Raw genomic sequence first — 24,387 nt, 5'->3', positions numbered from 1 at the left:
GCGTGGTCCGGCGGCGAATCACCGATCTTCGCACCGAAGGATTGCACGTTGCCGTCTGAAGCCCTGCTGGATCGTCGCTCTGCGCTCAAATTGCCCGCCGTACTGGCCGCGGGCGCCGTGCTGACGAGCGTGCCCCGCGCGTCGGCGGAGCTGGCGCGGTGGTCGCCCGACCGGGCACACCGGTGGCACCGGGCGCAGGGCTGGCTCGTCGGCGCGAACTTCATCCCGGCCAACGCGATCAATCAGCTCGAGATGTTCCAGCCGGGCACCTTCGATCCGCGGCGCATCGACACCGAGCTGCGCATGGCAAAGCTGATCGGGCTCAACACCGTTCGCGTATTCCTGCACGACCTGCTGTGGGTGCAGGACCGGGTCGGGTTCCAGCGGCGGCTGGCCCGGTTCGTCGACATCGCGGCTCACCACGGCATCAAGCCGTTGTTCGTGCTGTTCGACTCCTGCTGGGATCCGCACCCGCGGCTGGGGCAGCAGCGCAACCCGACACCGGGCGTGCACAACTCGGGCTGGGTGCAGAGTCCCGGCGCCGACCACCTCAGCGATCCGCGGCACCACCGCGTCATGAGGGACTACGTGGTGGGGGTGCTCAGCCAGTTCCGGCACGACCGGCGGGTCCTGGGCTGGGACCTGTGGAACGAGCCCGACAACCCCGCTGACGCGTACAAGGACGTCGAACGCAGGGACAAGGTGGAGCGGGTGGCCGAACTGCTGCCGCAGGTCTTCGGTTGGGCCCGCTCGGTCGACCCGATCCAACCGCTGACCAGCGGAGTCTGGGACGGCGAATGGGGAGATCCGGCGCGCCGCAACGAGATCAACCGGATCCAGCTCGACCTGTCCGACGTGATCACCTTCCACAGCTATGCCGACCCCAAGGGCTTCGAGGCGCGGCTGGAGGAACTGACGCCGATCGGGCGCCCGATGTTGTGCACCGAGTACATGGCCCGCACGCTGAACAGCACCGTGGAGTCGATCCTGCCGATCACCAAGCGACGCAATGTCGGCGCGTTCACTTGGGGCTTCGTCGCGGGCAAGACCCAGACCTTCCTGCCGTGGGACTCGTGGGACCGGCCGGTTCCCGGACCGCCCGGAGTGTGGTTTCACGATCTGCTGAAAACCGACGGCACCCCGTACCGGGACAGCGAGATCAACACCATCGCGGAGTTGACCGGACGTCGCCGCCCTAACTAGGGAGTGGTCCGACCAGTTTCGCCGGCCGGCACAGCACCGTCACCACCACGGCCAGGGCCGCCGCGACACCGAATGCCGCGTACACGTTCAGCGCGTCGGCGGTGCCGCCGAGCACCGCCGCGGCGATCGGGCGCGAGCCGAGGAAGCCGACCAGCCACAGCGCCATGATCCGCCCGCGTAACTCCTCGGGCGCGCGTTCCTGTACGACGGTGCCCAGCCCGGTCAACGCGCAGCCGAACCCGAAACCGGAGATCACGAAGCCGACGAACGCCAACCAGGGGTGCACGGCGGCCGCCAGGACCGCACTGCCGAGACCCAGGGTGGCCATCCCGATCGACGACACCGTCGCCGAGGCGATACGGCCGCGCAGCAGCGCCAGCGCGATCATCCCGACCGCGGCGCCGACCCCGAACACCGCCGACAACGTCCCCACCATCGAGGCATCGCCGCCGAGCGCGTCGGTGATCGACGGGGTCAACGTGATGGACGGGTCGGACACGATGCCGACGGTCGTGACCGCGAGCAGGGCCAGCAGCAGCGGGCGGTCGCCGAACACGTAGCGCACGGCGACCCGTACGCGGTAGTCGGTGCCCGAGCGCCGCTGTGGCGGGGCCGGGAAACGCACGGCGAGCAGGAACAGCGCGAACACCAAGTGCAGCACCGTGCTGACCGCGAACGCCGTCGCCGGTCCGATGTGCGCGGCGAGGTAAGCGCCGGCCGCCGGGCCGATGATCCGTCCGATCGTCATCGGCATGCTGTTGAGCGCCATCGCGGTCGACAGCTCGCCGTCCCGGATGAGCGTCGGCACGATCGACTGCATCGCCGGCCCGCCGACGACGAACCCGAAGCCGACCAGCGTGGTCCCGACCAGCACGGGAAGAGCCGCGCCCATCCCCGTCAGCTCGGGCTGGATGAACATCCACGCCGCGACGGAACCGGAACCGGCCATGCAGAGCACGCGGCCGAGCAGGATCTGACGCGCCGGGTTCCCGGTGTCGGCCCACTTACCGCTCGTCGGGCTCAGGACCAGTTGCGGTGCGAACTGCACCACGCCGACCATGCCCACCATCAGCGCCGATCGCGTGGCGTCGTACATCACGATGGCGGCGACGATGCCGTGCGTCCACACCGCCACGACGGCGAACATCTTGCCCCAGAACAGCGCGCCGAAGACGGGGTCGAACATCAACCCGAGCGCGTTGCGTGCGGGCAGCCGGGTGGTCAGATCGGGGCGCCGACCTGCCGCCGGCGCACACCGGCGCTGGTCATGGCGGGTGGGCACCAAATATGCATAGCACAGCGATATTTGTGCCGCCGAATCGTCGGTCGGGGTGTTCAGCCGGTGGGCACGTCCGGGTCGTCCTCACGGCTACCCGCGCCGGGGCACCTCAATCCGGGTCAGTTCCTCGGCGATGACGAGATCGCCGTCGAACACCTCCCGTGCCTCGTGCCGGTGCTCGTCGGTATCGGGGTAGCGCTGCGAAAAATGGGTGAGCACCAGACGCCGCACGCCGCAGTCGGCGGCCACCCCCGCGGCTTGCCTGACGGTGAGGTGGCCGTGGCGGGCGGCCAGGTCGGCGTCGCGCTCCAGGAAGGTCGCTTCGATGACGAGGAGGTCAGCGCCGTCGGCGAGCGCGTAGACCGCGTCACACAGCCGGGTGCCCATCACGAAGGCGAAGCGCTGTCCGCGCCGGAGCCGGGTGACATCGGCCAGTCGCACCGACCCCGCGCCGGTCTCGAGGACACCGGCGCGCCGCAGCTCCCCGACGGCCGGTCCGGTGATGCCGAAGTGCTCCAACAGCTCCCGCCGGAACTGCGGCCGGTCGTCCTCGACGAGTCGGTAGCCGATGGCCTCCACGGGGTGGTCCAGCCGGCGGGCCTCCAGGCGGCCGAACGGCCCGGCGGCGATCACGCCGTCGGTCGACACCGGGTTTTCCCGGATGTCGGTGACGTCGTGGAAGGCGCTGGCTTGCCGCAGCCGCGCGAAGTACTCGCGCCCCGAGGCGGGGTAGGTGGCCTCCACGGGCCGCGTGACCCCGTCCAGCGACAGCCGCTGGATGACGCCCGGCACCCCGAGGCAGTGGTCGCCGTGAAAATGGGTCAGGCACAGCCGGGTCACGGCCGAGACCGGCACACCGGCGAGCAGCATCTGCCGCTGGGTTCCCTCACCGGGATCGAAGAGCAGCCCCTCGTCGTCCCAGCGCAGCAGGTATCCGTTGTGGTGGCGATGCCGGGTGGGGACCTGGCTGGCGGTGCCGAGGACGACCAGTTCTCTGCCGGTCGCCCCTGTCACCGAGAGCGGGCGCGCCGCGCGGTCGTTGCCTTGCGGGTGGTCGACTTCCGGGGCGGCGACGACCCATCCTGTTGGGCGGCCGTCGCTTCCTCGGTGCGATGGCCCAGTTGGTGTATCACCAACGCCGCCCCGCCCACGGTGAGAAGCACCGGCCATTCGACCAGTCCGGCCGCGCCGATCGCGCCGAGCGTCAACGCCGCGGCGGCGGAGGACTGACTGCCGCTACTCAGGCCGGCACGGACGCCGGTGGCCGCTCCCTGCACGCCGCCGACCACGCCGTTGACGGCGGCCCCGCCGACGGCACCCGTCACGGCGGTGGTGGCGTCGGCGACCTTGGTGAGGCCTCGATAGGCCGTGGATATCGGGTTCATCGGCACTCCCCATATGTCGGACGCCGGGTAATGACCTCCAGGTTAACGCCGCGGCTCAGGTGTGGGCAGGTGTGTTCGCGAACCGGTCGGTGATGGCCTGACAGAACGCGTCGAGATCTTTCGGGGACCGGCTGGTGATCAGGTTGCCGTCGATGCACACCTGCTGGTCGACGACCGTGGCGCCTGCGTTGCGCAGGTCGGTGCGCAGGCTCGGGTACGACGTCAGCGTGCGGCCCCGGACGACGTCGGCTTCGACGAGTGCCCACGGGCCGTGACAGATCGCCGCCACCGGTTTGCCGGAGCGGACGAAGTCGCCGACGAACGCGACCGCTGCCGCGCTCAGCCGTAGTTTGTCCCCGTTGACCGTCCCGCCGGGCAGCACCAGCGCGTCGTATTCGTCCACCCGCGCACCGTCGACGACGCGATCCACCGGGACCGTGCCCGCCGGTTCCAGATCATGATTGCGCGCATCGATCTCGCCGTCCTTGGTCGACAGCAATTCGACTGTGCCACCGGCATTGTGGACCGCCTCACGGGGCCGTTCCAGCTCCACCTTCTCCACCCCGTCGGTGGCCAGGAAAGCAACCTTGCGGCCCTGCAGCTCATTCGGCATGCCATGTACTCCTCTCGCTCGCTGGCAGCGATACCCATTGGCCGGCGATCGAACCGCGGGCCTGCCGCGTACGGTCTGTCCTATGACTGCCCAGCCAGACGGCGACCGTCTTGACTCGGTCGCGCCAGGAGACCTCATCTCGTTGCCGCTGCCGGATGCCCCCGACGCGCAGGACTGCCAGTACAAGGTCGTGCACATCGACCCGAACGGCGCATCCTCCGACGAGGGATTGCTGCTCACGCTGGAGGCCGACGACGGTCAGACATTCGACGCGGAGCTGCCCGGGCACACCCGGGTGACGCGGGCGCTTGAGTCGAAGTGGGAGTCCCCGCAGAGCCCCACACCGCACCAGGGGCAGTGACCACCGTTTGACCGGCCGAAGCCGGTGGTACTGACCACACCATGAGAATGAGTCGAGTAGCAGGTATCGCCGGTGCGGCCGTCATGGGTGCGTTCACCGCGATCGCAGGGCCGGGGTCACCGGGGGCGGCGGCCCAGGCGTGCCCCGATGTCGAGGTGGTGTTCGCCCGCGGTACCAGTGAAGCACCGGGCGTGGGTGGGGTCGGCCAGGCGTTCGTCGATTCGCTGCGGGCCCAGGCCGGCCCCCGCTCTGTCGGCGTGTACGCGGTGAACTACCCCGCGGCCAACAATTTCGGCGATCGCGTCGCGTTCGCCCAGACGGTCATCGACGGTATCCGCGACGCGGGCAACCGGCTGCAGACCATGTCGGTCGACTGTCCCGACACCCGCCTGGTGCTCGGCGGCTTCTCGCAGGGCGCGGTGGTCTCGGGTTTCGCGACCTCCGACAGGGTGCCCGACTCGGTGCCCGCCGCGGCGGCTCCGGCCCCGTTGCCGCCGGAGGTCGCCGAACGCGTCGCTGCCGTGGTGCTTTTCGGCACGCCGTCGGCTCCTTTCCTGCAGAAGTTCGGCGCCCCGGCCATCACCGTGGGGCCGCTGTACGCCGACAAGACGATTCAGCTGTGTGCCCCCGGTGACACCATCTGTGACGGCGCGCCGGACGGCGGACCGAACTTCGCGCACGCCCTTTACCAGGTCAACGGAATGACCAACGAGGGCGCGGCATTCGCGGCGGGCCGGCTCTGACGCCCCGGCCGGGGGTCACCCGCCGGCGGGAACCGGATAGCGGTCGTTGACGTCGGCGTTGGTGTCCTTGCGGGCGCAGTGGGCGCAGCAGAAGATGCCTTCGTCGGTCTCGATCCCGTGGCCGAGGATGCGGCAACCGCAGTGCCCGCACTCTGGGGCCAGCGCAGCCGCCGCACACTCGACACTGTCGAACGTCGCGTTCCGCCCGTCGTGGAACGTCACGGTGAAGGCCTTGTCGTAGTCGTTGCCGCAGGTGTCGCAGATGCTCATGGTGCGTGGGGTTCCCACCGCCGATCAGGACAAACGTTTGGACGTGCGGGAATTGGGCATCAAAGATCCGTGACGAGCGCATATACCGAATTCGAGGCACCGGAACTCGGAGCCGAGGTCTATCCCCCGCAAGAGGATTCGCAGCTGCTGATCGACGCCGCCGTCGCGGCCGGCGTGTTGCCCGGAGCACGGGTCGCCGACCTCTGTACCGGCAGCGGTGTCGTCGCCATCGCCGCCGCCGCTTCCGGCGCCGCCGAGGTGACGGCATTCGACATCTGTCCGAAGGCCGTGCAACGCACCCGCTTAGATGCGCTCGCAGCCGGGGTGGACATCGACGTGCACCGCGGATCATGGGCACGCGCGGTGGAATTCGGCCCCTATGACGTTGTGCTCGCCAATCCGCCGTATGTCCCGAAGGCTCCCGACGTGGACGGCGAGGAGATCCCGGCCATGGCCGGTCCGTCACGGGCCTGGGATGCCGGCCCCGACGGCCGGATGGTGCTCGACCCACTGTGTGCGGCAGCGCCTCTGCTGCTGAACGAGGGTGGCACCATGCTGATCGTGCATTCGGAATGCTCGAACGTCAAGCGCACGCTCAGCGACTTGCGGGCCCAGGGTATGCGGGCCGAAGTCATTGCGCAGCAACTTATTCCATTTGGTCCGGTGATGATGGCGCGTGCGCCGTGGCTGATGAAGGCCGGCCTGCTGCCGCGCGGCAGCAGGCAGGAGCGCATCGTCGTCGTCCGCGCGGACGCGCCGTGACCGAGGCGCGGGTGGTCCGCGTCGTGCCCGGCGGACCGGTGATGGTCGAAGGCCCGGTCTGCATCGAGCTTCCCGACGGAAGCACCGTGGAATCCGATCGCTTCATGGTGGCGATCTGCGCATGCCGCAGATCGAAGACCTACCCGCTGTGCGACACCAGTCACCGGCGCCGGGCGCGCGCCGGTGAGCAGGCCTGCGAATCAGTCCAGGGGGCGGCGCAGTGACGACCGCCCGCCGCGCCAGCACTGCATGAGGTGATCGGCCAGCCGGTTCTCGACCAGGTCGAAGGCGCGGATGCCGAAGACCACGTCCCGGTCGAGTTCCGGCTCCCGGGCGACCAGGTCGCCGACCACATCGGTGCGCACCACCTGCTCGTGCACCGCATCGGCTTCGACGTGCTCGGCGTAGAACGCCCAGCACTCCTGCGGCGCACCCAACCGCTGCAGCGCCTGCACCATGCGGCGCGATCCCGGCGGGGACGTCACCTCGGTGGCGGCGAAATGCCCTACCGCACAACCCCGTAGCCGCCGGTGCAGGCCGAACATCGACATCAGGTTCACCACGGCCAGCGTTTCGGCCGGCACGTCCCCGAGGTAGCCGAGGTAGGTGGTGTCCAGCCCGGCGGCGGCCATCAGGTCGGCGAACAGCTGCTGGTGCAGGCGCGCACCCTTGCCCGCGCCGAACTCGTCGAATTCGACGGCGACGAACGAGGCCTTGGCCTGGCCGGTCAACCGCGGAATCGCCCAGGCGTGCGGATCTCCCTCCTTGAGGTGATACAGCGAGCGATGCGCAAAGTACTCCCGCATCTGCTCCCAGGTGCCCTTGTCGCGCAGGTGGTATGACGGGCCGCTGCCGTTCACGGGCTCCACGCAGAGCTTGTCGAGCTCTTCGAGTGCCGACACGTCGGGCTCGATCTCGCCGACACCCCTGCGGACGTCTTCGAGAAACAGCTCTTCGAGGCGCCCGCGCAAATACAGCAATCCGGCGTTCCACTCCCAGTTGGCGTCTACCCCGGCGAAGCCCCGGTAGTGCAGCTCATAGCAGACGTAGAGCGCGAGCTGAAGGTCCAGCCCGGCGGGGTCGGCGTCGGCCAGCGAGGTCTCGACGCGGGTCAGATAACGCAGCGGGGCGCGCTCGGCCAACTGCTCGAGCACTGACAGCGAGATCGGACCACGGGGTTCAGGCAATCGGGGTTGCACCAGCGTCGGCATCACGTCGGCGTATTTACCCACGTGGAGGGCGGTCAAACCGGGTGACCGCCGTCTCCAGCCGGGCAGGTGTACCCGTTCAGCGCGCCAACCCACACGTATTGCAGGGTTTTTCACATCGGGCGCAGAACGCGATGACACCCCGGCCGGTCGGGTAACCGGAGGAGCGAGCGCACCACAGCGCTGAAGAAATCGCAGCAATGCAATCTCAGACAAGGGGTGAACAACTACATGGCCGCACCGACGAGGAATGTCGAATCGACCGAATCCATCAAGGCCACACTGATCGCGCAGCTACGCACCGTGCTGGACCTGACCCACACCGAGATCCAGGTCGCCGAGACCAGGGTCTCCCAGGCCCGCACGGACGCCGTGCGGCGTGAACTGACCCAGAACGCCGAGAACGCCAAGATCCGCGCCGAAGCGATCGAGAAGGCGATTCGCGAGCTGGGTGGTTTCCCGGACATCATCGGACCGTTCCTGGGTCGCGCCGCCGCTGCGGTGAAGGCGCTGACCGAGCAGGCCGAGCCGTTCGACGAGGCGCTGCTCGGTGACCTCGCGCTCGAAGGCCAGCTGCTGGACCGGTCGCGCTACGTCAAGGCGCTCGCCGTCGCCGCGAAGGAGCAGGACGTCGAGCAGTTGGCCGGACGCCTGATCACCGCGCACTCTGCGACCGTGGAGTGGCTGACGACCGTGCTCGCCGAGGACGCCCTCGGCGGTCCGGCGGCGCTGCGCCGGACGCCGCTGCAGGCAGCGGCCGGGTTGGCCGTCAAGCTCGCGAACCTGCCGTTCACGTGGTCGACCCGCGGCGCGGAGCGTGTCGCCGAAGCGATCCGTTCGGTGCGTCCGACGGTCGCCGACCTGGTCGAGCGCGGCTCGCAGACCGGTGATGTGGCCGCCAAGGCTCTCGCCGGGGCCCGCGACGGGGCGCTGCAGGCCGCCGAGCGCATCACCCGCGAACAGGGCGCCGAAGACGCCGCCGACCTGATCCACGCCGCGCGCGGTGCGACCGGCATCCTCGAGCCCGAGGAGCTGCCGATCGCCGGCTACGACGAACTCAACGTCAACGATGCGGCCAACGCCGTGAAGGACCTCACCGATCCGGCCGATATCCGCATCATCGTGGCCTACGAGGAAGCCCACAAGAACCGCCAGCGTGTGGTGTCCGCGGCGCAGACCCGCCTGGCCGCCATCGCGCAGGAGGTGGTCGGCATCAGCTGACGCTTCCACGCCACAGGCCGGCACGGGACACCCGTGCCGGCCGTGTGCGTTTAACCTCGAGTGAGGTGAGAGGTCTCCGACCGGAATAAGTGGGGGTGACGCGAACGATGGCTGGTCCCTTTGACCGACGTGACGGGCGTCCGGGCGTGGTGGTGACAGCGGTCGCCTCCACCACGGCCCTGGCCGCCGATGCCGAACAGACGTGGGACGGCCTGATCGCCGGCCGAAGCGGTGTCCGCACCATCGACGCGCCCTTCGTCGAGGAGTTCGACCTGCCCGTCCGGATCGGTGGCCAGCTGACCGAGGAGTTCGACCCCCAGCTGAGCAAGGTCGAGATCCGCCGGCTGTCCTACATGCAGAAGATGGCTCTGGTGCTCAACCGCCGGTTGTGGGACCAGGCCGGAACGCCCGACATCGACACCAGCCGCCTGCTCGTCTCGATCAGCCATGCGTTCGGAAGCACCCGCGATCTGGTCACGGCCTATGACGACTTCCGTTCCCGCGGGATGCGGGCCGTGTCGCCGCTGGCCGTGCAGATGCACATGCCGAACGCCCCGGCCGCGGCCGTAGGCCTGGACCGCCAGGCCAAAGCCGGGGTCATCGCCCCGATGGCCGCCGACGCGTCCGGTGCGGCGGCGGTGGCCGAGGCGTGGCGGCTGATCACACTCGGGGAGGCCGACATGGCGATCTGCGGTGGTGTGGAGTCCAGGATCGAGGCGGTGCCGATCGCGGCGTTCTACAACCAGGGGCTGCTCGCGCACGACAACGAGCATCCCGAGGCGGCGTGCAAACCGTTCGACGCCTCGCGCGACGGCATGGTGTTCGGCGAGGCCGGCGCGCTGCTGCTGCTCGAATCCGAGGAGCATGCGCGGGCGAGGAACGCCCGGGTGCTGGCGCGGATGCTCGGTGTCGGCGTGACCGCTGACGCCCACGACGCCTTCGAACCCGATCCGGAGGGCGAGCTCGCCGCGTCCGCGATCAGCCGGGCCCTGCGTCTCGGCGGGGTCGCGGCCGACGAGGTGGACCATGTCAACGCCCACGCCGCGGGGACGCGGGACGGAGACCTGTCCGAAGCGCGTGCGCTCGGCAAGGTTTTCGGTAGCCACCATCCGGCGGTGTGGGCGCCGAAAGCGGCGCTCGGTCATTCGATGGGAGCATCCGGGGCGGTGGAGGCGGTGCTGACGGTGCAGGCATTGCGCGACGCGGTGATCCCGCCGACGCTGAATCTGGAGACCATCGACCCCGAGATCGATCTCGACGTCGTCGCGGGCGCCCCTCGCCGGGCCCCGCTGGGCTGCGCGCTGAGCGGAACCTTCGGCTTCGGCGGGCACAACGTGGCGCTGCTCTTCGGCAGCGACTGACCAACGCCTGCTGAAAGGCCCTGTGTTTACCCTCGAGCCGTGACGATCTCCTACGACGACCGGTTGCGCGATCAGGTGCTGCACCGTTTGACCGGGCACGACCGCCGGACCGTGACCGATCCGTCGAAGCGGCACGCCGCCGTCGCGGTGGTGCTCGTCGATTCGCTGGTCGGCGAGGACCGGGTGGATCCGGCTCCGGTCGAGGACTGGATTGCGGGCAGGCCGATGCCCGAGGACCTCGACGGGCGGATGGTCGATGTCTCCGGCGGTGCGGCGTTCTTCCTGTGCCGCAGGGCATCTCGGCTCTCCTCACACTCGGCGCAATGGGCGCTGCCGGGTGGGCGGGTGGATCCGGGCGAGACGGTCGTCCAGGCCGCACTGCGGGAGCTCGACGAGGAGCTCGGGGTCCGGCTGCCCGACACCGCGGTGCTGGGACTGCTCGACGACTACCCGACCCGCTCCGGCTACGTGATCACCCCGGTCGTGCTCTGGGGCGGTGGCCGGCTGGATCCGCGCCCTGCCCCCGACGAGGTGGTCGCGGCCTATCGCGTCGGGCTGCATCAGCTCCTGCGTGAGGATTCACCGAGGTTCATCAGCATTCCCGAGAGCCCCCGGCCCGTGGTGCAGGTCCCGCTCGGCAACGACCTGATCCACGCACCCACCGGCGCGGTGCTGCTGCAGCTGCGCTGGCTGTGCCTGGAGGGGCGGCACGATCCGGTCGATCAACTCGAGCAACCGGTGTTCGCCTGGCGGTAGGGCCTACCGCCGCCGGCAAACGGTCACCGGTCTCGCATATCCGTTTCAGGATGCGCGGTTGGGGTAGACCACACCTCGACATGGCAACGATCGAGCACCGCGCACGGCACCGGCAGGTGAGCCGGGACCCCCAGGTCACGCACCGTTTCACCACGGCGGCGATGATGGTCGCCGCGGGCGCGGCGGGCTGGCTGTGGACGTCCTCGGTGGCGCAGACGCAGCCGCAGCCCACGCCGCGGCAACCTGCGGTGTCGACACCGGCGCCGCAGCAGATCCACCGCGCCGGCCAGGTGATCGCGGTGACGAAGGACTCGCTGACGACGAGCACCCCCGACGGGCAGACCACCACCTTCCGCATCACCGCCGACACCCATCAGATCGGCCGGCCCAGCACCCTCAAGCGCCACGTCGTGGTGCTCGGCGTCGTGCACGACGGGGTCGCGGTGGCCACCGCGATCGCCGACCAGGGCGCCGTCGGACCCGACGGCCCGCCGATGGACTACGGGCTGCCCACCTGAGCCCGCCACTGCGCGAGGACCTCGCTCAGTCCCTGAGCGAGGACCGGTAACTGGGGAATCAAGGTCAGGCAGCCGATGAACTGCAGCCGGCGCGCGCGGTCCATGGTCGTCCGTACCTGCGGGTCGTTGGTGCGCATCCCGCGCCGCCGTGCCGCGGCGTCGTATTCGGCGACGGCGTCGGCCTCCAGTAGCGCGAGGTCCCATTCCACTGGTCCGCTGGTGACGTCTTCGAAGTCGGAGAACCGGATGCCCGACGTCGTCCGGATCACGTTGTGCGACGGCGCGTCTCCTTGTAGCGGCTGCACCGCAATCCCACCGAAGGCGGCCGCGAACGCCGCGCGGTCAGACAACATCTCCCGAAGGTCGGCGAATTCGTCGCGGGCCCGATCGATCTCGGCCACGGTCAGAAGGTCGACGGTCCCGAGATGCTCGAGCATCTCCGGCAACCCGTCGTTGAACGGACCCAGGAACGGCAGCTCGCCGGGGTAGCCGGCCAGGGCCGCGTGCAGCGCCGCGCTGTAGGACATGCCGGCACCGCGATACGGCTCATGGTCGGGCGCCAGATCGGCCAGCTCCCAGAATGTCATCGAGAATCCGTCGCGGCGCACGGGGCGACGGGGCACCAGAGGCGACGGCGGGACCACGGGAACGCCCTGATCGTGCAGCCACGCGGCGACGTCGAGTTCGCGCTGCTGGCGCACGCTCTGCTGTTCGGGCCGGGCGCTGCTGGTCAGCACTACCGGGACACGCGCGACCACCGGCTCCGGTTGCAGGTGTACCACCACGGAGAACACATCGTGGAGCACCGCGCCGTGCCGCACATCGAGTCCGAGGTTGCGTCCGGCGGTCACGGCGGCGGCCACCGCGCGCCCGGTTCTGTCACCCGTCATTCGTGGTGGCGCACCCCGGCCAGCACGCTCTCTGGGGGGTTGCCGGCGTGATCGAACGCGCGGCCGCGGCGCTCGGCGTGCGCGCTGCCGCTGAACAGTCCCGAGTCGGCCTGCGATGCGGCATGCGGTGCGGTCTCGACCGTGCGGCCGGACTGGGTGTGGTGTTCGAGCCGCTGACGGGGCAGCGCACCGGGATTGGAGCGCTGCAGCCAGGCGACCATGCCCTCGCGGATATCGCAGCGCAGGTCGAACACCGCGCCGGCGTTGGGCGCGCTGACCAGTATTCGCACCCGGACGAGCCCGTCGACGGCGTCGGTCACCTGCAAAACGCCGACCCGGCCGTCCCACTTCTCGTTCGCGTGCAGCATGCGGTCGAGTTCGGCGCGCATCTCCTCGAACGGGGCAGTGAAGTCCACGTCGAGCTCCACGGTGCCGAGCAGTTCGGTCGCGTTCCGGGTCCAGTTCTGGAACGGCGTGCTGGTGAAGTATGTGCACGGCAGCACCAGCCGCCGCTCATCCCACAGATGCACCACGACGTAGGTCAGTGTGATCTCCTCGATGCGGCCCCACTCGTCCTCCAGCACCACGATGTCGCCGACACGGATGGCGTCGGAGAACGCGATCTGGATACCGGCGAACACCGAACCGAGGGAGGTCTGCGCGGCGAGGCCGGCCACCACCGTCAACACCCCGGCCGACGCGAACAGCGTCTTGCCGATGTCACTGAACGACGGGAACGTCATCAGCGCCGCGGCCGCGCCCAGCATGACAACGACGGCGACGACGAGCCGCCGCAGCACGGTGACCTGCGTCTTGATCTTGCGGCGATGCCGGTCGGCATCGGTCAATCCTTCGTCACCGCCGGCGAAGCGGGAGATCACCTGGCGTTCGACCACCCGGACCAGGCTCACCGCCACCCAGGTCAGGGTCGCGATGAGCGCGATCACCAGCGTGTGGTCCAGCCAGCCGCGCCAGCCCGCCTGCCCGTCGCTGATCCGCCGCACGGCCACGGTGGCCGCGATGACCACCAGGGTCGCGCGCAGCGGCATCCGGGTCAGCTGAGCCACTTCGCGCATGACAGCGTTGTGACGGCCCAGCCGCAGCAGCACCCACGACACGGCCAGGCCGAGCCCGTAGCCCGCTGCGACGGCGCCTGCCATCCAGGCGGCATTGACGGCGAGATGAGTAGCTGAGGTCAATTCGATCGCGTCGTCCATATCTGTGCAGCCTTCCCGAGGTGGCTGACGTGAAACGTGGGGCGCCGTCAGCCCGCCTTGGCGACCTTCGCCTTGATCTTGTCCGGCAGCGCGTCCGCGGCCGCCAAGCTGGGCAGCAGCTCCCGTTCGCCCATGATCGCGCGGAACACTGTGCCGATCGTCACAGTGTGGTCCGGCCGGTGGACAACCTCGATGGGATCGCCGGCGCGAACCGTGCCCGGCTCGATGACCCGGAAATACGCACCCGGCATCCCGGCGGCGGTGAAGGTCTTGATCCAGCCGCGGATGCCGAGGAACTTGGCGAAGGTCTGGCACGGGGTGCGGGGGCTGGTGACCTCCAGCAGCAGGCCGTCGTCGCCGACCGCCCAGCGTTCGCCGATCAGGCACGCGGTGAGGTCGACGCCGGAAGTGGTCAGGTTCTCCCCGAACATGCCGTTGGTGAGATCGCGGCCGAGTTCACCGGCCCAGCGGTCGAGGTGCTCGCGGGCGTAGGCGTACACCGCCTGGTCGTCGCCGCCGTGGTACTTGCTGTCGCATACCGAGTCGCCGACGACGCCGCTGCCGAGCCCGCCTCTGCGGGGACCCGGGGCGCGCACGGCCAGGGGTTCAGCGCTGGGGCGCTTGTCGATTCCGGATGTGCGGAATCCGAGGTCGAGGGGGAAGGTCGCCGTGTTCACTGTCAGAACCGAAGCCATGAGAACAGCTAACCAGGCGGTGCGAGCGATTTACTCCAGCAATTCCCAGCTGTCGTTCTCGCCGACCGGTTCCGCGGTGATCCGCACGGTCCGTTCCTCGCCCTGCTGGTCGGTGGCGACACAGTCGAACGTCTTTCCGATCTCGACGGCCTTGAGCCCCTCACCGCAGTCCACCGTGACGGGGAACTGCAGCTGGTTCGACAGCTCATCGGTCAATGCGCTTGCGGTGCTTGGCAAGTCGTACAGCGTGTCTTTGGTGCTGAAGTCCACGTTGTAGTCGTCGTCGGTGATGGTGGACGCGACCCGGACGGTCTGTCCGCCGACCTCGGCGGTGCAGTCGAAGGTGTCGCCCTTTCCCGGGCTCGGCTCCTGTTCGGGGCACTCGACGCCGGAGACCTGCTGGTCGATCGAGGAGTAGCTGCTGTTGAGCTCGTCGGTGATCGCCTTCTCCAGCTTGTCGTAATCGAGCCCGCCGGTACCGAACGAGAACTGGCACGCCGACGCGACCAGCGCCGCACCGCAGGCGAGCAGAACAGACGACGCGGTCCGGGCGGTCGGGCTCAGTGACATGGGTCAAGATCATATTGACTGCAGATGCGCAGGTAAAGGGTCATAAACCGGCCGGATCGTCCGGCACGTCGACGGCGTATCGCCGCAGTACCTCCAGCGGCACCGAGTCCAGGGTGCGCTCGTGTGTCGAGGCGAGCACCACCGGGCAGGCGTACCCGTCGGTGTGCGCGCGCAGCCAGTTCAGCGCCGTCACACACCACCGGTCGCCGGGCACCAGCCCGGGGAACCGGTACGCCGGCATCGGCGTGGACAGATCGTTGCCGATCGAACGCTGGTGCCTGAGGAACTCGGCGGTCACCACCGCGCAGATGGTGTGCCGGCCCAGGTCCTCGTCGCCGGTGCTGCAGCACCCGTCGCGGTAGAACCCGGTCATGGGTTCGGTTCCGCAGGGTTCCAACGGTGCGCCGAGAACGTTCCGATCCGCCATCGGGTCAGTATCGCCGAGTCAGATGCTGAGCCTGCGGTATCGCTGCAGACGTCGCACACCGTGTGCCGGCGCCGCCCCGTCCACCGGCGTCAGCGCCGCGCGCATCTGCTCCCGCGTTCCGTCCGCGTCGAGGTGCATCCCGATCGCGACCAGGCTGTTGGCCGGTGCGTTCGGTGGAGCGACCGCGACGTGCACCGACGGCCCGACCACGTTGACGGTGTACCGCCGCGTCGAGGCCCGATAACGCACTGCGATCGTGCCCTTGATCCGGTACACCCCGGGCGGCGGCTCCTCGAGCAGATCGATGACCGCCCCGGGATCCACACAGCCTGCTGCGGTCACCGTCACCGAATCAGCATGGGTGTGGTGGTGGGTGTCGGTCGCGGTGTCGGACCACAACTCGCGGAAGGTGAGCTGGCCGATGTGGTCGGCGTCCCCGGCGACGTCGTAGAGCAGCGCCGGGTCGACCCGTCCAGCGGTGACGCCGACGACGTAGGCGTGGGAATTGAGCGCGCGGACCCGGTGCTCGATGCGCTCCAGCGCGGCGTCGCGGTCGTGCCCGGCGATCTGGTCGAGCTTGTTGACCACCACGAGGGTGGCCGCGGCGTAGCGCGCCGGGGGAGTGGGGTCGCGGTCGACGGTGTCGAAGTGCGTCGCCGCGTCGATGACGTCGACGACCCCGCCCGGCCGCACCCCATCGACGCCACTGAACCGGATGATCCGGGACACCGCCACCGGATCGGCCAGGCCGCTGGCCTCGACGATGATCGCGTCCAGCCGCAGCTTGGGATCGGCCAGACGGGCCAGTGCGGCATCCAGACCGCCCTCGTCGGGCAGGCAGCAGATGCACCCGCCGGCGATCGATGCGGGTTCGTCGACCTGTCCGGTGACCAGCCCAGCGTCGACGTTCAGTTCGCCGAAGTCGTTGATGATCACCCCGATTCGCGCATCGGGGCTGCGTAACACGTGGTTGAGAAGAGTCGTCTTGCCGGCGCCGAGGTAGCCGGTCAACGCGATGACGGGTATCGGCTGCACAGCCCGGCAGGCTACCGGTCGCTCACCTCGCCTCACCAGCCACGACACCGCCCGGATGTGAGTAGCATGACAGGCGCTCCGCTTTGGCCGGCGGATTGGGGGATTTCGTGCAGGGTGGGACGGACGGCGGCGTCGACACGGCAACCCGCATCGCTGACGCGACCGCCAGTCTGCCTGCGCTCAAGGCGTTGTTGCGAATCTCCGACGCCGTTTCGCGGGCTGAGCACTTCGACGAGGTGCTCGAGGTCGTCGCCGAACAGGGGGCGTCGGCGCTGGGTGCGGCGTCGGTGTCGATCAGCCGGTGGGAACGCGACCGCAGGGCGTTGCGCACGCTGATCGAGGTGGGGGATCGTTCGCCGCACCAGCATCGTCTGGCCGTTCCGGTCGTGGTGGGCGACTCGGTCTGGGGCGAGATCAGCGCGACCGGAGACGGCGGGCGCCGCTTCGATCTCGACGACACCCGGCTGTTGCAGGCGATCGCCGCGCACACCGCGGTGGCGATCGGCCGCTCAGAGTTGCTCACCACAGTGTGGCGGTACGCGTTCGAGGATCCGCTGACCGGCATCGCCAACCGGCGGGCCATCGACCGGCGCATGAACGAAACCGACTGGGACACAGTGATTACGGTGGCGCTCATGTGCGACCTCGACGGGTTCAAGCGCATCAACGACAGGGAGGGCCACCCTGCCGGGGATCGGCTGCTGCGCGGAGTGGCCCGGGAACTGGAGCGTCTGACCACGACGATCGACGGCGCGGTGGCCGCCCGGCTGGGTGGGGACGAGTTCTGCGTGCTGCTGCCCGACGCCACCATGGCCTCGGCGCAGGTCTTCGCCATGGACGCGACGACGGCCATCCGGTCGACGGTGACGTCTGCGGTGACCGTGTCCTGGGGTGCGGCCGCGGCCGGTCCCGGGATCCGGGACGGCAACGCACTTCTGGCCGCCGCCGACGCTGCGCTGATGGAGGCCAAACGTCAGGGCCCGGCGCATTACAGCACCGCCGAGACGATGACCACGGTGCCGGCCCCGGTGAATCGGCGGGTCACCGAGGCGCGACCGCCGATCGAGAGTCTGCCCGGGACGGTCGTCCGCATGCTCTCGGAGCAGCCCGGTCTGACGCTGCCCCTGGCGTTGGAACTGCTCGCCGTCCAGGTCCAGCAGGTCACCGGGGTCGCCGCCTGGGCCATCTCGGAATGCGCGCCCGGCGCCGCGCTGCGCACGCTGCGCTGCGTGGACTGCGTTCGGCGGGCAGAGTCCGGGTTGTCCGTGATCACCGATCTGGGACCGTCCTGCTATCCGCTGTCCGCGTATCCCGCGTCGGCCCGCGCCGTTCACGAGGGCACCACGTTCATCGCGGGACCGGACGTCCCCGGATCCGATCGGGCCGAGGCGGCGTTGCTGGCCCGGCTCGGGTACCGCGCCGTGCTGGGGGTCGGCGTGCCGGCCGGCCGCGAGAGCTATCTGCTCGAGTTTTTCTCGCACGACGGACACCACGAGCTGGTCAGGATCGCCCCGCTGGTCGAGGTCCTCGGCGCCTACTGCGTGTCGCAGCTCAACGGAAGCCGGCGGTTCCACCGTCGACCATGACGGTTTGCGCTGTGACATAGGCCGATTCGTCGCTGATCAGGAAGCAGACCACAGGACCGATATCGGTGCCGACGTCACCCAGCCGGCCCATCGGCACGCTGCGCAGGCTGCGTTCGTAGGCCTCGGGCGCCATCTCCCGCCACAACCGGATGCCGTCGGATTCGGCGAACGGGCACACCACATTGACCCGGATGCCGTCTCTGGCCCACTCCATCGCGGCGGCCTTGGAGATGCCGCGGATCGCTTCCTTGGCTCCGGCGTACGCGCCGAACTTCGGTTTCCCGAGGGTGCCCGACCCGGACCCGAGGTTGACGACGCTGCCGCCCCCGTTGCCGACGGCACCGGGTACACCGCCTGCATCAGCTCGAATGTCGCGCGTGGACCCACGTCGAAGACCAGGTCGTAGTCCTCGCGGGTGATGTCCTGGAAAGGCTTGGGCTCGTTGGTGGCGATCGCGTTGTTCACCAGACCGTGCACCGTGCCGAACGCGTCCACAGCGGCGCCGATGATGCGCTGCGCGCAGTCCGGTTCGCGGAGGTCGGCGACCAGCGGTCGAACCCGCGGGCCGAGCTCGGCCACGGTGTCGTGCAGCGTCTGCTCGTCGCGATCGACGGCCAGCACCGACGCGCCACGTGCGAGCAGCGCCGACGTGATGCCCCTGCCCACGCCGCGGGCTGCGCCGGTGACGATCACGGATCGACCCTCGAGCAGCGTCTCCGGAACCTTCGGGGTCACGCCCGTCACGGTAGGGCAGCCAGCTGGTTCTTGACGACCACGCCGTCCTTGACGATGACGGCCAGATTCTGCCGCGGATTGCCCAGCAGGCGCAGGTCCGTGGTCGGATCTCCGTCGACGAGCAGCACGTCGGCCCAGGCGCCGACGGTGATCTCACCCAGACGGGCCGCCCGGTACGGGTCGCGGTCGCCGGCCAGCCGGAACAGTTCGGCGTTGCCGGAGGTGAGCATCTTGAGGGCGTCGACGGTGGTCATGTACTCGCCGAGCCGGACTGCCATCGCGCTCTGCAGGTCGTCGCGGTCGGGTTCGAACAGCAGATCGGTTCCCCATGCGGTCTTGACCCCGTGCTTGGTGGCCCAGCCGAACAGCTGATCGGTGCCGGCGCAGATCTCGCGGTTCTTTTCGGCGCTGTCCGGGTTGAGGAAGCTGTGGTCGTGTTCGGCGAACGGCTGGGTGGACAGCCAGACGCCACGCTCGGCGAGCATCGCGATGGTCGGTTCGTCGGCGAGGTGTCCGTGTTCGATGGATTTCACCCCGGCTTCGACGGCCCGGCGTATCCCCGTGACGTTGTAGACGTGGGTGGCCACGTAGGTGCCGTAATCCGCGGCGGCCTGCACCGCGGCGCGGAGCTCGGGAGCCGTGAACTGGACCGTGTACAGCGGGTCGTACAGGGAAGCGGCACCGCCACCGACCATCAGCTTGATCTGCGACGCGCCGAGCTTGAGCTGCTCGCGCACCGCGGCGAGCACCCGGTCTGCGCCGTCGGCGACCCGCATGAACCCGATCTCCTCAGCGCGGGATTCGCTGCCGCCCAGCGCCGTCGGGGTCTGGTAGACGAAGCCGAAGTCGCCGTGGCCGCCGGTCTGCGAGATCGCGGCCTGGCTGGGATAGATGCGGGGACCGAGCTCGGGCCGGGCGTCGATCACCTTCTTGATGCCTGCGGTGTCACCGGCCATGTCGCGCACCGTGGTGAACCCGCGCAGCAGCGTGTCCTTCGCCGCGGCCAGTGTCGAGGCGGCCAGCTGGGTCTGGGATCCCATCGCCAGGTCGAGCAGGGTGTTGGCCATTCCGACGAGATGGATGTGCGCGTCGCTCATGCCGGGCATCAGGGTGCGCCCGCCGCCGTCGATCACGGCGGTGCCGTCCGTCTCAGCGATCGGCGAGGATTCCACCGCGGCGACGGTGCGTCCCACGATCAGCACGTGGCCGTCGGTGACCCGGTCGGACAGACCGTCGAAGATTCGCACGTTCTTGATCAGCAGACGCTGTCCGGTCGAACTGGCCTCGGCCACCGTGGCTACCTCCTCGAGTCCTGTGCAACGTTAGCTGCACAGTACGAAAGGGCCGGGCCCATGCCGGGCCCGGCCCTTTCAGGAGACGGTGTCAGCTACCGGTCAGGTCGCTGCGGTCACGGAGCGGGGATGGTGGCACAACCGAGGCCCGGGATGCAGCCGGTGGCTCCACCGGGGCCGGCGGTGCCGGACGGGCCGCCCGGAATCGCGCCGGTGGCACCGTCAGGCCCGGCTGCGCCGCTCGGGCCGCCGGGGTTGGTGCTGCCGCTCACGCCGCCGGGGCCGGCTTCACCTGCGGGGCCGCCGGGGATGGCGCCCGCGGCTCCACCGGGACCGGCTTCGCCTACGGGGCCACCGGGAATGGCGCCCGCGGCGCCACCGGGACCGGCCGCTCCGGCGGGGCCGCCGGGAATGGCACCTGCGGCGCCGTCGGGGCCTGCCGTGCCGTTCACGACGCACGGTGTGCCGTCCGGGTTGAAGCATGGGGGCGGCGCCGGCTGCGCAAAGGTCAGGGGCGCTGTTGCGATGGCCGTCGCCGCAGCGCCCGCGAACAGAAAGGAACCAATCATTCGGGGTGTTGAGGTCTTGTTTCGCATGTCTGAAAGATTGCCGGGGATCAAGAAATCAAAACCACCCAATTTGTGGTCGCGCTGACGGCCGCGTCCTGCCACCGCACCCGTCCCGGGTCGGCGCGGTGGCATGCTGGCTCAATGGGATTGGTGATCAGGCTGCTCGAGCTGATGCTCGTGCTGGTGCCGCTGCTGGGGGCGGTGTATGCCGCGTTCCGGGGTGTCGCCGCGCTGCGGGGACGTCAATCCGCCGAGCTGCCGCCACCCCCGGATCCCGCGGCGGCGCAGCGCCGAGCGATAGGTCGCGCGATCGAGGAGCACGACCGGACCGACACCCGCTGGCTGGAGTACGAGCTCGACATGTCCAGGCTGCTGGACTGTCCGATGATGACCGATCTGCGGGACGCTCTCACCGAGCGCTTCCACCGGGCGAAGCTGCGCGCCGACTTCCTGCGGCCCGCTGACATCGACGATCTGGTCGACGACCGCGACGCGACGCGTGAATACCTGGCCGCGGTGCAGGAATACGTCACGGCCTTCGACATCGCCGAGGCGGAGGCGTTGCGCCGCAGACGATCCGGATTCACCGGAGAGGAGCAGGAACGTCTGGCGCGGGCGCAGCGTCTGCTGCGGGTGGCGGCGGATTCGGCTGCCACGCAACAGGAACGGGAGCGGGCCTACCGCTTGGCGCGGCGCGAGCTCGACGGGTTGCTGGTGCTTCCCGAGCGGGCCCGCGCCGCACTGGAGCGCGGTATCAGCGGCGAGCTCGACTAATTGTTGCCCGGCTCCTCGTCGGCGACCTCGAGCGCGTGGTCCAGGATCGCCAGACCCTCCCGGGCCTGTTCGTCGGTGATGATGCACGGCGGCACCACGTGGATGCGGTTGTAGTTCGCGAACGGCAGCAGTCCGAGCTTCTTGCACCGGCCGATTACTGAATTCATTGCAGCACTTGAACTTCCGTACGGCGCCAGGGGCTCGCGGGTGTCCTGGTCGGCGACCAGTTCGACCGCCCAGAACACGCCGGCGCCGCGCACCTCGCCCACACACCGGTGCCGGGCGGCGATGTCGCGCAGGCCGGGCCCGATGACCTCTGCGCCGATGCGTGCCGCGTTCTCGACGATGCCCTCGTCGGCCATCGCGTTGATCGTCGCCACCGCAGACGCCGTCGCCAGCGGATGCCCGGAATAGGTCAGGCCGCCCGGATACGCACGGTGGGCGAAGGTCTCCGCGATCGCAGGGTTGATCGCGACGCCGCCGAGCGGCACATAACCGGAGTTGACCCCCTTGGCGAACGTCATCAGGTCGGGCGTGACGTCGAAGTGGTTGATGGAGAACCACTTTCCGCTACGGCCGAAACCTGCCATCACCTCGTCGGCGATGAACACGATGCCGTATTCGTCGCACAGCTCACGCACTCCGGCGATGTAGCCGGGCGGGGGCACCATGATGCCGGCCGTGCCGGGGATCGACTCCAGGATGATTGCCGCGATAGTGCTCGGGCCCTCCATCCGGATGGTGTCGTGCAGGTGCTTGAGCGCGCGTTCGGACTCTTCGGCTTCGGTGGTGGCGTGGAACTGCGACCGGTACAGGAACGGGCCGAAGAAGTGCACAACGCCGGCATTGCCGTGATCGTTGGGCCAGCGCCGGGGGTCGCCGGTCAGGTTGATAGCGGTCTCTGTGCCACCGTGGTAGGAGCGGTAGCGGGACAGCACCTTGTAGCGGCCGGTGTGCAGTCGGGCCATCCGCACCGCATGTTCGACCGCATCGGCGCCGCCGTTGGTGAAGAAGATCTTGTTCAGCTCGCCGGGGGTGCGCTCGGCGATCAGACGTGCGGCTTCGGAGCGGGCGGCGTTGGCGTGCTGCGGTGCGACCGTGCACAGCTTGGCGGCCTGCTCGGCGATCGCGGCGACGATCTTGGGGTGCTGGTGCCCGATGTTGGTGTTCACCAGCATCGAAGAGAAGTCGAGAAGCTTGTTGCCGTCGCCGTCCCAGACGTAGCAGCCCTCAGAGGCCACGATCGTCATCGGGGAGATGTCGGCCTGCGCGGACCACGAATGGAACACGTGGGCGCGGTCGAGCTCGTACGTGCGGGCGGCCTCCGCACGCGCCGCCTCGACGGTCAGTCCGTTGGGGAGAAGGCCGGATTCTTCAAGCGTTTCGTTCAGCACACCGAAACGGTAGATCTCCAAGCGCAGAAGCGACAATTGCCTGTCGCCGGCCGTGCCGCGGATAGGGGCCGCCGGCTGACGGCATTTGGTGCGCTGGCGTGTCACAGTCCACGGGTAGAATCGAACACATGTGGCGCTCCTAGTGTTCTAGTGGGCGCTTTTGTGCTGCTCAGCGGCGATTTTGGTTGGTGTGTAAGAGGTTCGGCGAGTCGGCTGTGAAACGGGCGACGCGCACGCGGTCGGGCCTTTAGGTTTTCGGGGTTACCACACCAACCGCAACCTTTAGGACGACTCGCGTGCGCGTCAGTACTGCATTTAACCGTCTCTTGGCCATTCCCGGAGCCACCGTCACCGAAGTCAGCATCGGCGACCGAGATGTCGAAGTGGTGCTGCGGCCCACCGCACGCCTGCTGAGCTGCCCGTGCGGCAAACGCCTCCGGTCGGTCTACGACCGGCGCCGCCGACGCTGGCGCCACCTCGATCTGGCCCATCGTCGGCTATGGCTGGTCTACGAGATCCGCCGCCTGGACTGCCCCGAGTGCGGCGTGATCACCGAGGAGCTGCCGTGGGCGCGGCCCGGTGCCCGCCACACCCGCGACTTCGAAGACACGGTGCTGTGGCTGGCCCAACGCACCGACCGCACATCGGTGGCCACGCTGATGCGCTGCGCCCTGGGAAACCGTCACCGCCATCATCAACCGCGGCGTCGCCGAACTCCTCGATCAACGCCGACTCGACACCCTCTACCGCATCGGTGTCGACGAAGTCTGCTACCGCCACCCGCACCGCTACCTGACCATCATCGGCGATCACGACACCGGCACCGTCATCGACATCCAGCCCGGACGAAGCAAGGAATCACTAGCCAATTTCTATACCAGCCAACCAGATTCAATTCTCGATCGCATCGAGGCAGTAAGCATGGACTTCTCCAGCGTTTACACCAGCACCACCGCCGAGCATCTGCCAGACGCTGTCATCTGCTACGACGGCTTCCACCTGATGCAGTGGGTCAACCGAGCTCTCGATCGCGTCTATGACGGCGCGGCCACCGGCCCCGGCCGCGCCATGATGAGCACCGCGGACTGGAAAGCCGGCCGTTGGGCGCTGCGCACTGGTGAGGACAAACTCAGCGAGTCCAAACGCGACCTGGTCAACCACATCGCCAAGACCAACCGCCATATCGGACGGGCCTGGGCACTGAAAGAACAGGTCCGAGATCTCTACCGCTACGACCATCCACCCGGTCAAGCCCGGCAACTTCTTAAAGCCTGGATCACCGCGGCCAAACGATCCCGCATTCCTGTCTTCATCTCGCTCGGCAAACGCTTTCAGGCCTACTTCGAGCCGATCCTCGCCGCCATCGAACTCGGCATATCCAACGCCCTACTCGAAGGAATCAACGCCACGACCAGGCTGATCAACGCCCGCGGATACGGCCACCACTCCGCCCAAACACTGGCCTCAATGATCTACCTCTGCCGCGGCGGACTCCACCCCCAGCTACCCACGAGAACCTGAGG

27 protein-coding genes and 2 pseudogenes are annotated in these 24,387 nt (G+C 68.9%); 13 read left to right on the top strand and 16 right to left on the bottom strand.

Going from position 1 to position 24,387, the window contains the following annotated elements:
- Positions 1 to 66 precede the first annotated feature (66 nt).
- Positions 67 to 1,203, top strand: a complete 1,137-nt coding sequence (locus tag KXD97_RS06505) for a 1,4-beta-xylanase (protein WP_396885352.1) — start codon at positions 67 to 69, stop codon at positions 1,201 to 1,203.
- Here the strand turns inward: KXD97_RS06505 and KXD97_RS06500 are convergent.
- The 4 genes from KXD97_RS06500 to KXD97_RS06485 form a co-directional block, all read right to left on the bottom strand.
- A complete protein-coding gene (locus KXD97_RS06500) occupies positions 1,196 to 2,389 on the bottom strand; it encodes an MFS transporter (RefSeq protein ID WP_260757863.1) in 1,194 nt (397 codons plus the stop codon). The genes KXD97_RS06505 and KXD97_RS06500 overlap by 8 nt on opposite strands.
- Positions 2,390 to 2,572: 183 nt before the next feature.
- Complete coding sequence (locus tag KXD97_RS06495; RefSeq protein ID WP_260755947.1) at positions 2,573 to 3,496, bottom strand: ribonuclease Z; 924 nt, start codon at positions 3,494 to 3,496, stop codon at positions 2,573 to 2,575.
- A complete protein-coding gene (locus KXD97_RS06490; protein WP_260755946.1) occupies positions 3,493 to 3,867 on the bottom strand; it encodes a hypothetical protein in 375 nt (124 codons plus the stop codon). The genes KXD97_RS06495 and KXD97_RS06490 overlap by 4 nt, the downstream gene beginning before the upstream one ends.
- 55 nt (positions 3,868 to 3,922) lie before the next feature.
- Positions 3,923 to 4,480 carry a type 1 glutamine amidotransferase domain-containing protein gene (locus tag KXD97_RS06485; RefSeq protein ID WP_260755945.1) on the bottom strand — a complete coding sequence of 186 codons (558 nt, stop codon included), beginning with the start codon at positions 4,478 to 4,480 and terminating at the stop codon, positions 3,923 to 3,925.
- Between the two features lie 82 nt (positions 4,481 to 4,562).
- On the opposite strand from KXD97_RS06485, the gene KXD97_RS06480 reads away from it, so the two are divergent.
- Both KXD97_RS06480 and KXD97_RS06475 read left to right on the top strand, forming a co-directional pair.
- Positions 4,563 to 4,841 carry a hypothetical protein gene (locus KXD97_RS06480; protein ID WP_260755944.1) on the top strand — a complete coding sequence of 93 codons (279 nt, stop codon included), beginning with the start codon at positions 4,563 to 4,565 and terminating at the stop codon, positions 4,839 to 4,841.
- A gap of 41 nt (positions 4,842 to 4,882) precedes the next feature.
- Positions 4,883 to 5,584, top strand: a complete 702-nt coding sequence (locus tag KXD97_RS06475) for a cutinase family protein (RefSeq protein ID WP_260755943.1) — start codon at positions 4,883 to 4,885, stop codon at positions 5,582 to 5,584.
- A gap of 15 nt (positions 5,585 to 5,599) precedes the next feature.
- Here the strand turns inward: KXD97_RS06475 and KXD97_RS06470 are convergent, their stop codons facing one another.
- Complete coding sequence (locus KXD97_RS06470; RefSeq protein ID WP_260755942.1) at positions 5,600 to 5,854, bottom strand: hypothetical protein; 255 nt, start codon at positions 5,852 to 5,854, stop codon at positions 5,600 to 5,602.
- 69 nt (positions 5,855 to 5,923) lie between these two features.
- Here KXD97_RS06470 and KXD97_RS06465 point away from each other — a divergent pair, with 69 nt between their 5' ends.
- Positions 5,924 to 6,616, top strand: coding sequence for a HemK2/MTQ2 family protein methyltransferase (locus KXD97_RS06465; RefSeq protein ID WP_260755941.1), 693 nt, complete (start codon positions 5,924 to 5,926; stop codon positions 6,614 to 6,616).
- The gene (locus KXD97_RS06460) at positions 6,613 to 6,840 is read left to right on the top strand and encodes a CDGSH iron-sulfur domain-containing protein (RefSeq protein WP_396884731.1); all 228 of its coding nucleotides are present in this window, start codon (positions 6,613 to 6,615) and stop codon (positions 6,838 to 6,840) included. The genes KXD97_RS06465 and KXD97_RS06460 overlap by 4 nt, the downstream gene beginning before the upstream one ends.
- Here the strand turns inward: KXD97_RS06460 and KXD97_RS06455 are convergent.
- The gene (locus KXD97_RS06455; protein WP_260757861.1) at positions 6,817 to 7,827 is read right to left on the bottom strand and encodes an iron-containing redox enzyme family protein; all 1,011 of its coding nucleotides are present in this window, start codon (positions 7,825 to 7,827) and stop codon (positions 6,817 to 6,819) included. The two genes, KXD97_RS06460 and KXD97_RS06455, sit on opposite strands and share 24 nt — an antisense overlap.
- A 228-nt stretch (positions 7,828 to 8,055) precedes the next feature.
- Here KXD97_RS06455 and KXD97_RS06450 point away from each other — a divergent pair, with 228 nt between their 5' ends.
- The 4 genes from KXD97_RS06450 (at position 8,056) to KXD97_RS06435 (ending at position 11,680) form a co-directional block, all read left to right on the top strand.
- The gene (locus KXD97_RS06450) at positions 8,056 to 9,045 is read left to right on the top strand and encodes a ferritin-like domain-containing protein (RefSeq protein WP_260755940.1); all 990 of its coding nucleotides are present in this window, start codon (positions 8,056 to 8,058) and stop codon (positions 9,043 to 9,045) included.
- 107 nt (positions 9,046 to 9,152) lie between these two features.
- The gene (locus KXD97_RS06445) at positions 9,153 to 10,406 is read left to right on the top strand and encodes a KasA/KasB family beta-ketoacyl-ACP synthase (RefSeq protein WP_260755939.1); all 1,254 of its coding nucleotides are present in this window, start codon (positions 9,153 to 9,155) and stop codon (positions 10,404 to 10,406) included.
- Between the two features lie 39 nt (positions 10,407 to 10,445).
- The gene (locus KXD97_RS06440; protein ID WP_260755938.1) at positions 10,446 to 11,162 is read left to right on the top strand and encodes a CoA pyrophosphatase; all 717 of its coding nucleotides are present in this window, start codon (positions 10,446 to 10,448) and stop codon (positions 11,160 to 11,162) included.
- 80 nt (positions 11,163 to 11,242) lie between these two features.
- Positions 11,243 to 11,680: a hypothetical protein gene (locus KXD97_RS06435; protein WP_260755937.1), complete on the top strand. Its 438-nt coding sequence runs from the start codon at positions 11,243 to 11,245 to the stop codon at positions 11,678 to 11,680.
- On the opposite strand, the gene KXD97_RS06430 is transcribed toward KXD97_RS06435, so the two are convergent.
- From KXD97_RS06430 to KXD97_RS06405, 6 genes are read right to left on the bottom strand one after another with little or no spacing between them, the layout of a single operon-like run.
- The gene (locus tag KXD97_RS06430; RefSeq protein WP_260755936.1) at positions 11,662 to 12,570 is read right to left on the bottom strand and encodes a phosphotransferase; all 909 of its coding nucleotides are present in this window, start codon (positions 12,568 to 12,570) and stop codon (positions 11,662 to 11,664) included. The two genes, KXD97_RS06435 and KXD97_RS06430, sit on opposite strands and share 19 nt — an antisense overlap.
- Positions 12,567 to 13,787, bottom strand: a complete 1,221-nt coding sequence (locus KXD97_RS06425) for a mechanosensitive ion channel family protein (RefSeq protein ID WP_260755935.1) — start codon at positions 13,785 to 13,787, stop codon at positions 12,567 to 12,569. The genes KXD97_RS06430 and KXD97_RS06425 overlap by 4 nt, the downstream gene beginning before the upstream one ends.
- A gap of 47 nt (positions 13,788 to 13,834) precedes the next feature.
- On the bottom strand, positions 13,835 to 14,482 hold the full coding sequence (locus KXD97_RS06420) for an MOSC domain-containing protein (RefSeq protein ID WP_260755934.1): 648 nt from the start codon (positions 14,480 to 14,482) through the stop codon (positions 13,835 to 13,837).
- A gap of 30 nt (positions 14,483 to 14,512) precedes the next feature.
- Positions 14,513 to 15,052 (bottom strand): DUF4333 domain-containing protein, encoded by a 540-nt coding sequence (locus tag KXD97_RS06415; protein WP_260755933.1) that lies wholly within the window; start codon positions 15,050 to 15,052, stop codon positions 14,513 to 14,515.
- 40 nt (positions 15,053 to 15,092) lie between these two features.
- Positions 15,093 to 15,479, bottom strand: a complete 387-nt coding sequence (locus KXD97_RS06410; RefSeq protein WP_260755932.1) for a DUF2237 family protein — start codon at positions 15,477 to 15,479, stop codon at positions 15,093 to 15,095.
- An 18-nt stretch (positions 15,480 to 15,497) separates the two neighbouring features.
- Positions 15,498 to 16,514, bottom strand: a complete 1,017-nt coding sequence (locus tag KXD97_RS06405; RefSeq protein WP_260755931.1) for a GTP-binding protein — start codon at positions 16,512 to 16,514, stop codon at positions 15,498 to 15,500.
- Positions 16,515 to 16,621: 107 nt separating this feature from the next.
- Here KXD97_RS06405 and KXD97_RS06400 point away from each other — a divergent pair, with 107 nt between their 5' ends.
- A complete protein-coding gene (locus tag KXD97_RS06400) occupies positions 16,622 to 18,100 on the top strand; it encodes a sensor domain-containing diguanylate cyclase (protein WP_313901355.1) in 1,479 nt (492 codons plus the stop codon).
- On the opposite strand, the pseudogene KXD97_RS06395 reads toward KXD97_RS06400, so the two are convergent.
- The 3 genes and pseudogenes from KXD97_RS06395 to KXD97_RS06385 form a co-directional block, all read right to left on the bottom strand.
- Positions 18,066 to 18,835, bottom strand: a pseudogene (locus KXD97_RS06395) (SDR family NAD(P)-dependent oxidoreductase). The gene KXD97_RS06400 and the pseudogene KXD97_RS06395 overlap by 35 nt on opposite strands.
- Positions 18,836 to 18,840: 5 nt before the next feature.
- Positions 18,841 to 20,127 (bottom strand): amidohydrolase family protein, encoded by a 1,287-nt coding sequence (locus KXD97_RS06390; protein ID WP_260755930.1) that lies wholly within the window; start codon positions 20,125 to 20,127, stop codon positions 18,841 to 18,843.
- A gap of 116 nt (positions 20,128 to 20,243) precedes the next feature.
- Complete coding sequence (locus tag KXD97_RS06385; RefSeq protein WP_260755929.1) at positions 20,244 to 20,723, bottom strand: hypothetical protein; 480 nt, start codon at positions 20,721 to 20,723, stop codon at positions 20,244 to 20,246.
- Between the two features lie 114 nt (positions 20,724 to 20,837).
- On the opposite strand from KXD97_RS06385, the gene KXD97_RS06380 reads away from it, so the two are divergent.
- Complete coding sequence (locus KXD97_RS06380) at positions 20,838 to 21,470, top strand: hypothetical protein (protein WP_260755928.1); 633 nt, start codon at positions 20,838 to 20,840, stop codon at positions 21,468 to 21,470.
- Here KXD97_RS06380 and KXD97_RS06375 read toward each other — a convergent pair.
- Entirely contained in the window at positions 21,467 to 22,864 is a 1,398-nt protein-coding gene (locus tag KXD97_RS06375) for an aspartate aminotransferase family protein (protein ID WP_260755927.1), read from the bottom strand. The genes KXD97_RS06380 and KXD97_RS06375 overlap by 4 nt on opposite strands.
- A 296-nt stretch (positions 22,865 to 23,160) precedes the next feature.
- On the opposite strand from KXD97_RS06375, the pseudogene KXD97_RS06370 reads away from it, so the two are divergent.
- Positions 23,161 to 23,478 (top strand): annotated as a pseudogene (locus KXD97_RS06370) (transposase family protein); the annotation flags it as partial.
- A 76-nt stretch (positions 23,479 to 23,554) separates the two neighbouring features.
- Positions 23,555 to 24,385: an ISL3 family transposase gene (locus KXD97_RS06365; protein WP_313901383.1), complete on the top strand. Its 831-nt coding sequence runs from the start codon at positions 23,555 to 23,557 to the stop codon at positions 24,383 to 24,385.
- Positions 24,386 to 24,387 lie beyond the last annotated feature (2 nt).

The sequence above is a fragment of the Mycobacterium sp. SMC-8 genome (assembly GCF_025263565.1).
Lineage (GTDB): Bacteria > Actinomycetota > Actinomycetes > Mycobacteriales > Mycobacteriaceae > Mycobacterium.
This window is presented reverse-complemented; position numbering and strand designations above follow the sequence as displayed.